Origin of the sequence: Hamadaea sp., from assembly GCF_013362815.1 — a bacterium.
Taxonomy (GTDB): Bacteria; Actinomycetota; Actinomycetes; order Mycobacteriales; family Micromonosporaceae; genus Hamadaea.
Genome location: NZ_JABFVK010000015.1, coordinates 286,647 through 300,494, shown reverse-complemented (window position 1 = coordinate 300,494; position 13,848 = coordinate 286,647). Strand labels below are relative to the sequence as shown.

Annotated in this window: 12 protein-coding genes; 8 read left to right on the top strand and 4 right to left on the bottom strand. The window is 69.9% G+C overall.

The features are described from left to right. The first annotated feature begins 16 nt into the window (after positions 1-16). Both HOV77_RS09885 and HOV77_RS09880 read left to right on the top strand, forming a co-directional pair. A complete protein-coding gene (locus tag HOV77_RS09885) occupies positions 17-1,537 on the top strand; it encodes a carboxyl transferase domain-containing protein (protein ID WP_290860523.1) in 1,521 nt (506 codons plus the stop codon). Continuing rightward, positions 1,534-3,552 carry a biotin carboxylase N-terminal domain-containing protein gene (locus HOV77_RS09880; protein ID WP_290860521.1) on the top strand — a complete coding sequence of 673 codons (2,019 nt, stop codon included), beginning with the start codon at positions 1,534-1,536 and terminating at the stop codon, positions 3,550-3,552. The genes HOV77_RS09885 and HOV77_RS09880 overlap by 4 nt, the downstream gene beginning before the upstream one ends. 309 nt (positions 3,553-3,861) lie before the next feature. Here HOV77_RS09880 and HOV77_RS09875 read toward each other — a convergent pair whose 3' ends face one another. Then, positions 3,862-4,773, bottom strand: coding sequence for a chaplin family protein (locus HOV77_RS09875; protein ID WP_290860519.1), 912 nt, complete (start codon positions 4,771-4,773; stop codon positions 3,862-3,864). A 179-nt stretch (positions 4,774-4,952) separates the two neighbouring features. Then, entirely contained in the window at positions 4,953-5,630 is a 678-nt protein-coding gene (locus HOV77_RS09870; protein WP_253759510.1) for a Crp/Fnr family transcriptional regulator, read from the bottom strand. Positions 5,631-5,785: 155 nt separating this feature from the next. On the opposite strand from HOV77_RS09870, the gene HOV77_RS09865 reads away from it, so the two are divergent. From HOV77_RS09865 to HOV77_RS09840, 6 genes are read left to right on the top strand one after another with little or no spacing between them, the layout of a single operon-like run. Then, positions 5,786-6,436 (top strand): adenosylcobinamide amidohydrolase, encoded by a 651-nt coding sequence (locus HOV77_RS09865; RefSeq protein WP_290860515.1) that lies wholly within the window; start codon positions 5,786-5,788, stop codon positions 6,434-6,436. Between the two features lie 58 nt (positions 6,437-6,494). After that, positions 6,495-7,667 carry a CapA family protein gene (locus HOV77_RS09860; RefSeq protein ID WP_290860513.1) on the top strand — a complete coding sequence of 391 codons (1,173 nt, stop codon included), beginning with the start codon at positions 6,495-6,497 and terminating at the stop codon, positions 7,665-7,667. Between the two features lie 18 nt (positions 7,668-7,685). Further along, positions 7,686-8,480 carry an endonuclease III gene (gene nth, locus HOV77_RS09855; RefSeq protein WP_290860511.1) on the top strand — a complete coding sequence of 265 codons (795 nt, stop codon included), beginning with the start codon at positions 7,686-7,688 and terminating at the stop codon, positions 8,478-8,480. Further along, complete coding sequence (locus tag HOV77_RS09850) at positions 8,477-9,043, top strand: TlpA disulfide reductase family protein (RefSeq protein ID WP_290860508.1); 567 nt, start codon at positions 8,477-8,479, stop codon at positions 9,041-9,043. The genes nth and HOV77_RS09850 overlap by 4 nt, the downstream gene beginning before the upstream one ends. Beyond that, entirely contained in the window at positions 9,040-9,675 is a 636-nt protein-coding gene (locus tag HOV77_RS09845; protein WP_290860506.1) for a CoA pyrophosphatase, read from the top strand. Before HOV77_RS09850 ends, HOV77_RS09845 begins: the two co-directional genes overlap by 4 nt. Positions 9,676-9,679: 4 nt before the next feature. Next, positions 9,680-10,861, top strand: coding sequence for a MarP family serine protease (locus tag HOV77_RS09840; protein WP_290860504.1), 1,182 nt, complete (start codon positions 9,680-9,682; stop codon positions 10,859-10,861). Positions 10,862-10,979: 118 nt separating this feature from the next. On the opposite strand, the gene mycP is transcribed toward HOV77_RS09840, so the two are convergent. Both mycP and eccD read right to left on the bottom strand, forming a co-directional pair. Continuing rightward, positions 10,980-12,113: a type VII secretion-associated serine protease mycosin gene (mycP, locus tag HOV77_RS09835; RefSeq protein ID WP_290860624.1), complete on the bottom strand. Its 1,134-nt coding sequence runs from the start codon at positions 12,111-12,113 to the stop codon at positions 10,980-10,982. A gap of 169 nt (positions 12,114-12,282) precedes the next feature. Beyond that, positions 12,283-13,725: a type VII secretion integral membrane protein EccD gene (gene eccD, locus HOV77_RS09830; protein WP_290860502.1), complete on the bottom strand. Its 1,443-nt coding sequence runs from the start codon at positions 13,723-13,725 to the stop codon at positions 12,283-12,285. Positions 13,726-13,848 lie beyond the last annotated feature (123 nt).

The following is a 13,848-nucleotide window of genomic DNA, read 5'->3' as shown; positions in this document are numbered from 1 at the left end:
CGGACTTGGGGCGGGCATGGCGATTCTTGAGACGAGCCTCGATCCTCGCACACCGTCTTATCTGGACAACCGTGGGCTGATGACGGCCGCCCTCGGCGAGGTCGAGGCGGCCTTCGCGCAGGCGGTCGAGGGCGGCGGCGAAAAGCACGTCACCCGCCATCACGCCCGCGGCAAGCTGCTGCCCCGGGAACGCATCGAACTGCTGGTTGACCGGGACAGCGCCTTCCTCGAACTGTCCACCCTCGCGGGTTACGGCACCGGCCAGCCGCTCGGCGCGGGCGTGGTCACCGGGCTCGCGGTCGTGGCCGGGCGGCCGTGCGTGCTCACCGCCAGTGATCCCACGGTTCACGGGGGGTCGCTCAACGCGTACACGTTGCGGAAGCTGGCGCGTGCGGCGGAGATCGCGCTGGCCAACCGGCTGCCGCTCGTGAGTCTCGTGGAGAGCGACGGACCGGATCCGGCGGGTGGCGGCGAGCTTCTGCTCGCCGGTGGGGCCTCGCTGCGCGACCAGGCCCTGCTCCGCGCGACCGGCATTCCCGCGATCTGCGCGGTGTTCGGCGTGGTGAGCGGCGTGACGCTGCCCGCGATCGCCGATCAGACCATATTGGTACGCGGACAGGCGCGGGTGCATCTGGCTGGTCCCCATCTGGTGCGGGCGGCGACCGGAGAGTCGGTCGACGACGAAGCGCTCGGTGGCTCGACTTTGCACGCCACCCGCACCGGGATGGCCCATCAACTGGCCGAGGACGAGCGAGACGCGTTGCGCCTGGTACGCCTGGCGGTGGACCGGCTGTGCCCGGAGGTCTCCGAAGCCCGACGGCGCGTCATCCCACCGCGGCATGACACGGAAGATCTGCTCGCGGTGGCCCGGGGCGACGACGCGTTCGATCCGCGGGAGATCCTGGCCCGGGTGCTCGACGCGAGCCAGTTCGACGAGGTCGCGCCGCTCTACGGTGAGTCGCTGCGGACCGGTTTCGGCTCGGTGCACGGCCACCGTGTGGGCATCATCGCCAGCGCGGGCCCGTTGCTGGGCGTGGACGAGGTCGCGAAGGCGGCCCGGTTCGTGCAGCTCGCCACGGCGGCCCGGGTGCCGCTCGTGTTCCTGCCCAACACCAGCGGTTTCGGGTTGGGTGTGGCGCAGGAGGGTGGCGGCATCTCCGTGCACGCGGCCGCGCTCGTCCAGACCATCGCGACCTGCCCGGTGCCGATGATCACGATCGCGGTCGGCGGCGCGCACGGATCGGCCGGGCAGGTTCTCGGCGGCCGCTCGATGCGCCCGCGATTCCTGTTCAGCTGGCCGAACTCCAAGGCCGCCGTGCTGCCGCCGGACCAGCTGGAGGCGGTCGCCGCGCACCGTACGGCGGTCGACGAGACCGGAGCGGGCACGGCCGAGCTCCCGCCCACCTCCGCGTTGCACCAGTCCGGCCTGCTGTACGACGACGGCGTCATCGACCCCCGCGACACCCGTACGGTGCTCGGCATCTGCCTGTCGGTCCTGCCCCCGATCGGGGCCACGTCCACTTTGGGGGGAGCATGATCAGGCGGTTGCTCGTCGCGAATCGCGGCGAGGTCGCGCGGCGGATCTTCGCCACCTGCCGGACGATCGGCATCGAGACGGTGGCCGTCTACTCCGATCCGGACGCGAACGCTCCCTACGTCGCCGAGGCCGATTACGCCGTCCACCTGCCCGGAGCCGCGCCCAGTGCCACGTACCTGCGTGGGGATCTGATCATCGCGGCCGCCCGCAAGACGCTCGCCGACGCGATCCACCCCGGATACGGCTTCCTCGCCGAGAACCCCGACTTCGCCGAGGCGGTCGCCGAGGCCGGCCTGCTGTGGATCGGCCCGCCCGCCAAGGTGATCGAGGTGATGGGGGACAAGGTCGACGCCAAGGCGCTCCTTGCCGAGGCGGACGTGCCGACCCTGCCCAGCTGGACCGATCCCGAGCTGGTGGACGAGTTCCCGGTGCTGGTCAAGGCCTCCACCGGCGGCGGCGGCCGGGGTATGCGCATCGTCCGCGAGCCCGGCGTACTGGCCGAAGCGGTCTCGTCGGCCCGGCGGGAGGCGTTCGGCGCGTTCGGTGACGGCGACGTCTTCTGCGAGAAGTACATCGAGGGCGCTCGCCACATCGAAGTGCAGGTCTTGGCCGACCAGCACGGCGGGATCGTGACCCTGGGCGAACGGGAGTGCTCGATCCAGCGCCGCCATCAGAAGGTCATCGAGGAGACGCCGTCCCCGGTGGTGACCCCGGAACTTCGCGAGCATCTGTGCCGGGCGGCGATCGCGGCCGCGCAGGCGGTCGGCTATGTCGGCGTCGGCACCGTGGAGTTCCTGCTCACTCCGAACGGGGACTTCTTCTTCCTGGAGATGAGCACCCGGCTGCAGGTCGAACACGCCGTCACCGAGTGCGTGACCGGCGTCGACCTCGTGCGGATGCAGATCGTCGTGGCCGAGGGCGGCCCGCTGCCGGTGCTGACCCCGCCGCCGCTGCGCGGGCATGCGATCGAGGCCCGGCTGTGCGCCGAGGATCCCGCTGCCAATCACCTACCGGCGACCGGCGAGATCCATCGCCTGGAGATCCCCGGAGTCGCCGGCCGATTCGGCATCCTGACCGCGCCTGGCATCCGGCTGGACAGCGGCGTCGAACCGGGTTCGGTCATCGGGGTCCACTACGACTCACTGCTCGCCAAGGTCGTCGCGTGGGCGCCGACCCGGCCTGAAGCCGCTCGGCTGCTCGCCGCGACCCTGGCCCGGGCGCAGATCCACGGCGTCGTCACCAACCGGGATCTGTTGGTGCGTACGCTGCGCCACCCGACCTTCCTGGCCGGGCTGACCGACACCGCGATGCTCGACCGGCATCCCGAAGTGCTCGCCCCGCTTCTGTCCAGTGTGGACGCCGTACGCCTCTCCTGCCTGGCCGCCGCGTTGGGGGCAGCTGCGGAACGCCGTAACGTCGCCAACTGGCAGGCGAGCATTCCCTCCGGGTGGCGCAACGTGCCCACCGCTGCGCAGACCTCCGTCTACGAAGGACCGGCGGGGCCGGTGGAGGTGGGCTACCGGTTCTCGCGTACGGGAGCGCTGGCCCAATGGTGGGTACGCGCAGTCGACCCGGAAGACCTCGAACTGGCCCCGTTGGGCCAACCCGGGCTCGCCGAGGACCACCCGCCGGTGGCGGTGGTGTCGGCGACCCCCACGCTGGTCGTGCTCGACGTCATCGGCATCCTGCTCGCAGTGCACCTCAACCGGGTCGGCCGGGTGACGTACGTCGACAGCGTCGAAGGCTCGCTCGCTTTGACCGAGCTGCCGCGGTTCCCGTTGCCTGATCCCGAACTCGCCGAAGGCGCGCTGACCGCCCCGCTGCCGGGCGCTGTCGGACGCGTACTGGTCGCGCCGGGGCAGCGGGTGGACGTCGGCGAACTGCTGATGACCGTCGAGGCCATGAAACTGGAGCATCCGGTGCATGCGCCGGCTGCCGGGATCGTCACCGCCCTGCCAGTGAGCGCCGGTTCCCAGGTGGACACCGGAACCGTCCTCGCCGTCCTCACCCCCTGACCCGCCCCGCGCCCTTTCCGGGCCCGCCCTTTTCGCGCCTGCCCTCCCCGCCCCGCCCTTTCCGCGCGATCATGAACTATCGGGCGTGATCAATCGGCGTGTCGTGTCCGTAACACCCTGATCAACTCCCGAGCGGCCTGATCAACAAGCCCGAACGCGAAGTGAGCCGCCGACCGGCGGGGACTGGATGGCGGTCCCCACGGTCGGCGGCTCAGGCGAAAGGGTCGTGCTGCCGGTCTGCCGGTATGTCCACCGGAGTGACGTTGCAGTGTCTGCCGCTTGAAACGCCCGGCAGACCGGCCGTTCGGGTTACTGGCGGGCGGAGGACCCGCCGACGCTCCACGCGGACGCGGAGCCGAGTACGCCGATCGCGTTCCCGCTGATGTTCACGGGGATCTGGACCGGGGCGTACACCTGGGTGCCGTTCAGGATGCCGATGTTGTCGGTGCTGATCAGCGTCGGGCCACCGTGGTTGCCGGGGCCGCCGTGACCGTGGTCGTCGTGCCCGCTGGGGCAGCCGCACGGGTAACCGTGGTTGTTGCCCTCGGTCGGGCCGCCGGTGCTCTCCAGAACCTCGGTGGCGTGCTGGCCGCCGAGAGTCGTGGGCTGGCCGCCGAGCAAACCGGCTGCCGGGCTCTGACCGCCGAGCAGGCCGCCGACGACCGGGAGGCCGGAGCCACCGGTCAGGCCGCCGAGGAGGTCGCCCACCACCGGCAGTCCGTCGACCAGACCTTCGGTCGGCAGTACGCCGGCCTCGGTCGACTCCTTCTTGTAGTAGTGACCGCCCGGCTTGGTCTTCCCGGTGATCGTGGCCGAGGCGCCGCCCTCACATCCGGCGTACGCCTGGCCGAGGACTGCGACGGCGTTGCCGCAGACGTCGACCGGGATCTGGATCGGGGCGATGATCTGCGTACCGTTGCCGATCCCGATGTTGGGGCCGGACTTGGCGGCGGTCTGGTAGTGCGCCCAGCCCCACTCGGGGGAGAGCGTCGCGGCCGAGCCGCCGACGCAGCCCGCTCCGGCCACGCCGCCGACCGCGACGGCGTTGCCGCAGACGTCGATCGGTGCCTGGATGGGCAGCAGGACCTGAGTGCCGTTGAGGATGCCAACGTTGTCGCTGCTGACCAACGTGGCGTCGGCGGAGGCGGCGGTGCCGGTCGCCAGCAGTGCGCCGGCGGTCAGGGCGCCGGCGTTGAGTGAGCGTCGAACCCACGTCTTCATCGCGAGGGACCTTCTCTCGAATCGTCGGGTGTAGCGGTTGGACGATTCGAAAACGAGGCCATTCGGGCGACTGACGCTGCTCTGTCGGATGAGCGACACAGGAAATGCCGGGTTATTCCATAAGAATCCCCGGCAATGTCCGATTTATACGGTATGCAGGCTGCGTACCTGAAAAATGCTCAGACGCGAGCCCGGCGAGCGAGTCGCTCCGGGTCGAGGATGATCACGCTCTTGCCGTCGAGCCGCAGCCACCCGCGCGAGGCGAAGTCGGCGAGCGCCTTGTTGACGGTCTCCCGCGATGCGCCGACCAGCTGGGCCAGCTCCTCCTGGGTGAGATCGTGGGTGACGCGCAGGACACCGCCGTCGCGAGTGCCGAAGCGGCCCGCCATCTGCAGCAGGTTCTTGGCGACCCGGCCGGGGACGTCGGTGAAGATGAGGTCGGCGAGCGCGTCGTTGGTGCGGCGAAGCCGCCGGGCGAGTACGCGGAGCAACTGCTCGGCGATCTCGGGCCGGTTGGTCAGCCACGGGCGCAGCGCCGCCTTGCGCAGCCGGGCCAGCCGCGAGTCGGTGACGGCCGTGGCCGTGGCGGTCCGCGGACCCGGGTCGAACAGCGAGAGCTCACCCATCATGTCGGACGGGCCCATGACGGCGATGAGGTTCTGCCGCCCGTCCGCGGCACGGCGGCCGAGCTTGATCTTCCCGGACAGCACGATGTAGAGGCTGTCGCCCGGCTCGCCCTCGTTGAAGACGACCTCGCCCTTGCGGACTTCGATGGTCTCGATCTCACGGGCGAGAGCCTCCGCTGCCTCGGGATCCACACCCTGGAAGATCCCGCTGCGGGCCAGCACCTCATCCATGCGCCACACCTCCACCTGTGCGCCCTGGCGTCTGCCTGCTTCAGCTGCCCGGCGGCAGCCACGCAACAAACGCGCAACGTCAGTCTAGGCGCAACGCGACGAGAACCGGACGGGTACCCAAAAGATCGCTGTTAGCCCCAGAGTAGTGTCGTGCGGTGCGTCCTGAGCTGGTCTTTCGCGAAGAGGGCGGGCTTTCGGCACCGCTGCTGGTCTGGCGGTTGCCGGGCGCAATCCCGACAATCTCCTCAGGTCCCCTCGGCGGGGGCATCGGCCGACACCGCTGGGTGATGAACACCACTGTTCCGATGTCCTACGACCGCGATGACCCGGGCATTCACCTCACGGACATCGCGGCGGAAATCGGGCTCACAGGGCCCGGCGTCGGGCTCATGACCGGAGTCGACGTCCAGCGCGTGGTCCAGGCTTCCGACGACGGCGTCGAGGTCTTCGCCACCGTCGGACTCGGCCGGCCCGTCCTCGCCGCCGCGCCCGCGGAGGACCTCGGCGAGCTCGTGGGCACGGTCAACATCATCTGCTTCCTGCCCGCGCGGCTCAGCGAGGCCGCGCTGGTCAATTCCGTCGCCACCGTCACGGAGGCGAAGGCGCAGGCCCTTTTCGAGCTCGGGTACGCCGCCACGGGGACCGCGACCGATGCGGTGTGTGTCGTGGTGTCCGATTCGGGGCCGCTGGAACCCTATGGCGGGCCTCGATCGAGGTGGGGCGCGCCACTCGCCCGCGCCGTCCACCAGGCGGTTCTCCGTGGCGGCCGGGACTTTCGGGCCGCTCCGACCGCCTGGTTGGACTGATCGCGGTCGACTTTTCTAGGGTCGGCGTACCCGTTGACTCCCGGGTAGTCTGTGCGCGATGTCCGCCCCTCGACAGACCCCTCGTTCGTCGCGCCCCCGATTGATTCTCGGCCTTGCCATTGCGGTCGTGCTCGTGGGTGCGGCCAGTGCTGCGTACGGCGCGTTCAACGCCACTCGCAAGCCGCAGTGGAACGGCGGTTCGCCCGCCGCGGCCGCGTCGAGCGGCGCAGCCGATCCTTCGCCCAGCCAGACCGCCGCCGCGGTGGCCGAGGCGATCACGCTGACGGCGACCGGTGACAACGTCATGGGCGGTCCCGGGAACATGCCGCCCAACGGCGGCAACGACCTCTACACGAAGGTCAAGCCGATGCTCACCGGCGACCTCGTGATGGGCAACCTGGAGGAGCCGGTCACCGAGGACACCGGCTACCGCAAGTGCAGCGCGGGCTCGACGAGCTGCCACCAGTTCTACGTGCCGCCGAGCTGGGCCAAGCACCTCAAGAACGCCGGCTACCAGCTCATGAACATGGCCAACAACCACGGCAACGACATGGGTTCGCAGGGGTACGCCAACACCCAGAAGTCGCTCGACGCAGTCGGCCTCAAGCACACCGGCGCGCCGGGCGAGATCACCGTCGTCGAGGTCAAGGGGATCAAGGTCGCGGTCGTCGGCTTCTCCTCGTACGCCTGGAACAACAGCCTGATCAACATCTCGAAGGCGAAGCAGCTGATCCAGCAGGCCGATCAGCAGGCCGACATCGTCGTCGTGCAGGTGCACATGGGTTCCGAGGGGACGGCGTACACCCATGTGAAGCCGGGCACCGAGATGTTCCTCGGGGAGAACCGGGGCAATCCGATCGCGTTCTCGCACGCGATGATCGACGCCGGGGCCGACCTGATCGTCGGACACGGGCCACACGTGCTGCGGGCGATGGAGTTCTACAAGGGCCGGCTGATCGCGTACAGCCTCGGCAATTTCCTCGGCGGCGGCCGCACGCTCAAGCCGGACGGCGTCCTGGGCTACACCGGCGTGCTCAAGGTGCAGCTGACCAAGGACGGCGCCTGGGTCGGCGGCCAGTTCGACTCGGCGATCATGAACAGCCAGGGCGTACCCGGGCCGGACTCGCAGAAGCGGGGCGCGACGGCGATCCGGAACCTCACGAAGTCGGACTTCCCGTCCACCGGTCCGAAGATCGAGTCCTCCGGCAAGATCACGCCGCCGAGCGCCTGACCGGGCCGGTCACGGCGGATGTCAGGGCGGCGACGTACGCTCGACGCCGTGACCGAGACCGAGCTGGCCCGCAAGCGCCGGGCCCGGAAGATGGCCCGCGAACTGGCGGTCATCCACCCCGACGCGCACTGTGAACTCGACTTCACGACCCCGCTGGAGCTGGCGGTCGCGACGATCCTCTCGGCGCAGTGCACCGACGAACGGGTCAACCAGGTCACGCCGAAGCTGTTCGCGCGCTATCCGACGGCCGCCGACTACGCCGCCGCCGACCGGACCGAGCTCGAGACCATGATCAAGCCGACCGGCTTCTTCCGGAACAAGACGGACTCCCTGATCAAGCTGGGGGCCGCCCTCGTGGAGAAATACGACGGCGAGGTCCCCGGCAAGCTGGCCAAGCTCGTCGAGCTGCCCGGCATCGGGCGCAAGACCGCCAACGTGATCCTGGGCAACGCCTTCGGCGTACCGGGGATCACCGTCGACACGCATTTCGGCCGGCTCGTCGGCCGCTGGCGGTGGACCGACGAGACCGATCCGGTCAAGATCGAGCACGCGGTCGGCGCGCTGATCGAGCGTCGCGACTGGACGATGCTGTCGCACCGGGTGATCTTCCACGGGCGTCGCGTGTGCCATTCCCGGAAACCCGCCTGCGGAGCGTGCACGCTCGCCCCGTCCTGCCCGTCGTACGGGTTGGGGCCGACGAACCGGGCTGAGGCCGTCAAACTCCTCAAGGGTCCCCGCGTCGCCGAATTGGCCGCGCTAGTCGACGAGGAGCTGCCCGTCGCGGGTGCCACACCGGTCAAGGGGGCCGCGTGAGGCGGTGGGCGGTCACGGTGCTGGCCGGCGCGCTGCTGCTGGCCGGCTGCGGAAGCGACGATCCCAAGACGACCGAACCGACGGTCGACGGCCCGTTCGCCGAGTGTTCCGCGCTCTCCGCCGAAACCCCGTCGGCTGACCTTCCCGACGTGACGCTGCCGTGTTTCCACGGTGGCCAATCGGTGCGGTTCTCACAGCTCAAGGGTGGTGTGGTGGTCAACCTGTGGGCCTCGTGGTGCATCCCTTGTACCCGCGAGCTACCCGCTTTCACCAGCCTTGCCGGGAAGAAGAACGCGCCGACGGTGATCGGTGTGGTCACGACGGACAAACGGGGGAGTGCTGCGGCGCTCGCCGAAGAACTGCACGTCACCTTCCCGACCCTCTTCGACGAGCGGGGACGCTTGCTGACCACGCTCGTCCAGCAGGAGCACCTCAAGTCCAACGGGCTGCCCGCGACCCTCTTCCTCAAGGACGGCCAGATCGCTTATGCCTATCAGGGCGCGGCGCTCGACGAGGCGAAGTTGACCGGTCTGGTCGATCAGTATCTCGGGGTGAAGGTGTGACCGCGCCGGTGCCGGAGTGGCTGCGCGACCTGCAGGAGCGGGTCGCCGAGGCTCGCTCGACCGACTTCAGCCGTTGGCCGTTGCCGGAGCACGGCGGGCGGGAGGCCGCCGTGCTGGTGCTCTTCGGCGAATCCGAGAGCCATGGTCCCGACGTGCTGCTGCTTCAGCGGGCCGCCAAGATGCGCAATCACGCCGGTCAACCGGCCTTCCCCGGTGGGGCGGCCGATCCCGGCGACGGCGGACCGCAGCAGACGGCGTTGCGGGAGGCGAACGAAGAGGTCGGCCTCGACCCGGCGAGCGTCACGGTGCTGAGCGAACTGCCGCCGATCTGGATCTCCGTCAGCGACTTCGTGGTCACCCCGGTCCTCGCCTGGTGGCATACCCCCCATCCGGTGTGGGCCGTCGAACCGGCCGAGGTCGAACGGGTGAGCCGGTTGCCCCTGGCGGAGTTGACCGATCCGGCGAACAGACTGCGGATTCGGCACTCGAGCGGATACATCGGACCGGCCTTCTCCGTCGACGGCCTGCTCGTGTGGGGTTTCACCGCCGGGATTCTCACCGTTCTGCTGGATCTGGGTGGGTGGAGCCGGCCCTGGGACACATCTCGCGTTGAGAATCTCCCCGTAGGCTAGGCGGATGTCGGTGGTCGATGTCGTCCTCATCATCCTGATGATCATTTTTGCGATCTCCGGATACCGCCAGGGCTTCCTCATCGGCGTACTGTCCTTCGCCGGGTTCTTCGTCGGCGCGTTGATCGGCCTTCAAGTCGGTCCGCTGCTCGCCGAGCACTTCACGTCGCCCACGATTCGCATCGTGATCGCCCTGATCGCCGTGTTCGGCCTGGCCATCCTCGGGCAGGCGGCCACCGGCTGGCTCGGGTCCAAACTGCGGGGCGGGATCACCAACAGCAGCTTTCAGACCGTCGACGACCTCGGCGGCGCTGTCGTCTCAGTCGTCGCCGTCGCGATCGTCGCGTGGTTGGTGGCCATCCCGTTGGGCAAATCCGACTCGGACTGGTTGTCCAGTTCGGTACGCAACAGCGTCGTCCTGGGCGGCATCGACAAGCTGATGCCGAACGACGCCTCGAAGCTGACCCAGGCGTTGCAGGAGACCATCGACACCAACGGGTTCCCCGACGTCTTCGGCGACCTCGTCCCCACGCGCGCGCGGCCGGTCCCCGAGCCGGACAGCGCGCTGGCGAAGTCGCAGGTAGTGGTCAACTCCCACAAGTCGGTCGTGAAGGTGCTGGGCAGCGCACCGAGCTGCTCGCGACGGATCGAGGGCTCCGGTTTCGTGTACGCCCCGGAGCACGTGCTGACCAACGCCCACGTGGTGGCCGGCACGACGGCGGTCGCCATCAAGGACGAGGAAGGCGATCGGCATTCCGCCCGGGTCGTGGTGTACGACCCGGAGCGGGACCTGGCCGTCCTTTACGTCCCCGGATTCTCCGCGCCCGCACTGCGGTTGGCCGATGACGAGGTGGACACCGGCGCGGACGCCATCGTGCTGGGTTATCCGCTGGACGGTCCCTACAACGCGCAGCCGGCCCGCGTACGCGACGTCGGCGACATCACCGGCCCGGACATCTACGACGACCAGAAGGTGACCCGGGAGGTCTACACGATCCGGGCCCTGGTGCGCAGCGGCAACTCGGGCGGCCCGCTGATCAGCCCGAACGGGCGCGTACTGGGGGTCATCTTCGCGGCGGCGGCCGACGACAAGAACACCGGATTCGCCGTCACGGCCGACGAAGCGACGCCGATCGCGGCGGCCGGTGCGACCAAGACGACTGGCGTCGGCACGCAGACCTGCGCCTGACCTGCCCCGCTCCCGAGACAGCGCTGGATCACGGATCTGGGTCGTATTCCGGCCAAGATTCGGCCGAGAACCCTGATCCAGCGCAGAAGGTATCAGCGCCGAAGCGCACGATGGCGGCTCAGGTGAAGCGGCGCAAAGTCGCAGCAGCGCCGCCGACGAGCAGCAGAACCACCGCGATCCCGGCGGGGAGGGCGGACAGCAGCGGCCGATGGCCGGCAGCGCGTTCGGGTTCGGCCCGAGCAGCCGCAGTCGCCGCCGGTGAGGCCGTGGCCGACGAATTCGCCTTGCCGAATCGGGCTTTCCCCGGTGGCGGAACCGTGTCGAGCGGGTTCGCCAGTACGCCGGGAACGTTGGCGCTCAACGCAGCTACCGGGTCGAGCGCCCCGTATCCGTAGGTGGCGTCGCGTCCGGCCGGACCCAGGTCGTCGGCGGTGGAGATGAGACGGTTCACGACGTTGGCGGCCGACATGTCCGGCCATTTCGAGCGGATGAGTGCCGCCGTCGCACTCACCAGCGGTGCGGCGAAGCTTGTGCCTTCGACCGTCCAGTAACCGCCCGGCCGCGCGCCGACGAGATCCGCTCCCGGAGCGGCGAGCACGGTGGCCGGACCGGTGAGCGCACCGGCCCAGAGCGTACGGCCGTCGCCGTGGCTGAGCCCGGTCACCGCGAGGACGCCCGGCTCCCGGGCGGGATACCAGACGTCGTCCGGATTGGGTGGCGATTGATTGCCGGTACACGCGACGACCACGACGTCCTTCTCGAAGGCGTAGTCGAGGGCGTCGGCCAGTTCGGGACTGGTCACCGAACCGCCGAGGGAGAGATTGATCACGGCTGCGCCATGGTCGACCGACCAGCGTACGGCGTTGGCGACGATGCGAGCGTCGTCGTATTCGTTCTTCGCGTCCAGTACGCGTACCGGGAGGATCTTCGCGCCCGGTGCCAACCCCAGTACGCCCGCGGAGTCGTCGGACCGCCCGGCGATCAGCCCGGCGACGGTGGTGCCGTGGCCGACCGCGTCGGTCCGCCCGTCGCCGCCCGCCCGGACGAAATCAATGCCGGGCAGGACCTGACCGACGAGGTCGGGATGACCTCCGTCCACACCGGAATCGATGACCGCGACGGTCACCCCGCTGCCGTCCGACCAGCGCCAGGCCTGCTGCGCGCGCAGTTGACGCAGCTGCCACTGCTCTCCGCGTACCGCATCGGCGGCGAAGCCGGCCCCTCGACCGTCCGCGGCAGACGCGCCCGTCACCGGCGAGATCGGCAGCCCGGTGGCACCGGCCAGCAGCAGACCGACGCCCACACGAAGCAGCGCCGTCGCGGTCTTCTGCGATCCGGCGCTGCGTCCAGCCGTCGGGGGTCTCACAATGCGTGAAACCTACCGGCTTTGATCGATGAGCGCACGCATCAGCGCGTGACAATCACCCGGCGACGGCTTGAATCTGGTCGAAGACGTCGAGGACCCAGAGCGCGGCCGGAATGACGGAGACCACGATCAGCATCTCGAAGAGGTCGGCCATGCGCCCGATGTAGGGCGACGGCGGCTTCGTGGACCAGGCCTGTCCGGCGACCACCACGATGAGCGCCACGGCGACCGAGCCGACGGCGATCAGCGCCCGGGTGCTGCTGTCGGCACCGACCACCATGCCGATCAGGAGCACGGTCACGCCGGTCAGCCCGGCGACGAGCAGCGGTACGCGCTGGCGGGGGCTCACGAACAGCCGCGACCGCAGCAGCAGTGCGACACAGGCGACCGCGGTCAGCACCCGCCCCGCCACCCCGCCCGCGGTCACGAGAACCGCGGTCGCGCCGACGGTCAGGACGGCGTACCCGATGAGCATTCCGGAGAGCAGCTCCTCGGACCGGGAGACCGCCGAGAAGACGCGCTGACGATCAGGCAGCCGGCGTGCGGCCTCGAGGGCGGGCGACGAGCCCGCCGCGTAGATCTCCTTGGCGCCCTGGCCGGTCGGCAGCGTGACCGACGGCACCGGCACCTTGCCGAAGCGGATCGCGAGCACCGGCACGAGACCGATGCCGCAGACCAGAAGAGCGAGCAGCGCGGCGGCGGCACCGGCCGGATCGAGGAAGCTGAGCAGGCTGGCCAGCCCGGTGAGCACGCCGAACGTGACGCCGGCGGTGAACACCCGGACCCGGCCGCCGACCCCGGCGCCGCCGAGTGCCGAGAAGAGCAGTACGCACATCGCCCCGAGCAGCAGCTGAGCCTGACCCAGCCACGGCACGAGACCCATCGTGCCGGAGATGGAGTCACCGCCGAGCACGAGCGCGCCACCGGCGAAGGCATAGGGGAGGCTGAACCCGCCGAGCACCGCGCCGACCCGGGCGTCACCGTACGCACGCGAGGCGACGATGCCGGCGAACAGCAGCAGCACCGCGGCCGCGAGGCCGAGCCAGCCGCCGGGAGCCCAGCCCGGTCCGCCCTGCAGGATGGCCAGTACGCCGCCCGCGAGCAGTACGCCCGCGCCCACGACGGTGGCCGTCCGGGTGCTGCCCGGCGACCAGCCTGCACCGCGGCGGCGAGCGCCCTCGGCGATGGCCTCGACGACGTCGTCGTACTCGAGCTCGGGCCAGTCGGCGCGGGCGGGGACCAGGTGGAGCACCTGCCCGTCCCGGACGTTCTGCTGGTGGAGGCTGCGGTCACCGGCCAGCGAGGTGCCGTCGGCGCGGCGCAGGACCCAGCCGCCGTGCCGCTCACCTTCGTCGGCGAAGCCCTCGCCGGCGTGCTGGAGGAGTTCGGGCAGGAGTTCGGCGATCGCGATCTGTTCCGGCAACGCCACATCCACCCGGCGATGCGGGGTGTTGATGGTGACGCGCGCGAGCCCGAGCGCGGCGGAGGGGATGCTCACCGGAGTACGTCTATCACGAAACGCCCCCCAACGTCACCCCGCATAGACCGTAGTGAGACCCACGTCTGTCAGGCGGGGTGCGTCCAGTCGGTGCCATCGCCTAGCATGGGCGGCGCTGAGCGC

Bases quoted from the DNA above. Each gene is read 5' to 3' on its own strand.
- HOV77_RS09875 (WP_290860519.1), bottom strand. From the start codon at position 4,773: ATGAAGACGTGGGTTCGACGCTCACTCAACGCCGGCGCCCTGACCGCC.
- HOV77_RS09840 (WP_290860504.1), top strand. From the start codon at position 9,680: ATGTCGGTGGTCGATGTCGTCCTCATCATCCTGATGATCATTTTTGCG.
- HOV77_RS09885 (WP_290860523.1), top strand. From the start codon at position 17: ATGGCGATTCTTGAGACGAGCCTCGATCCTCGCACACCGTCTTATCTG.
- HOV77_RS09880 (WP_290860521.1), top strand. From the start codon at position 1,534: ATGATCAGGCGGTTGCTCGTCGCGAATCGCGGCGAGGTCGCGCGGCGG.
- nth (WP_290860511.1), top strand. From the start codon at position 7,686: ATGTCAGGGCGGCGACGTACGCTCGACGCCGTGACCGAGACCGAGCTG.
- HOV77_RS09870 (WP_253759510.1), bottom strand. From the start codon at position 5,630: ATGGATGAGGTGCTGGCCCGCAGCGGGATCTTCCAGGGTGTGGATCCC.
- HOV77_RS09860 (WP_290860513.1), top strand. From the start codon at position 6,495: ATGTCCGCCCCTCGACAGACCCCTCGTTCGTCGCGCCCCCGATTGATT.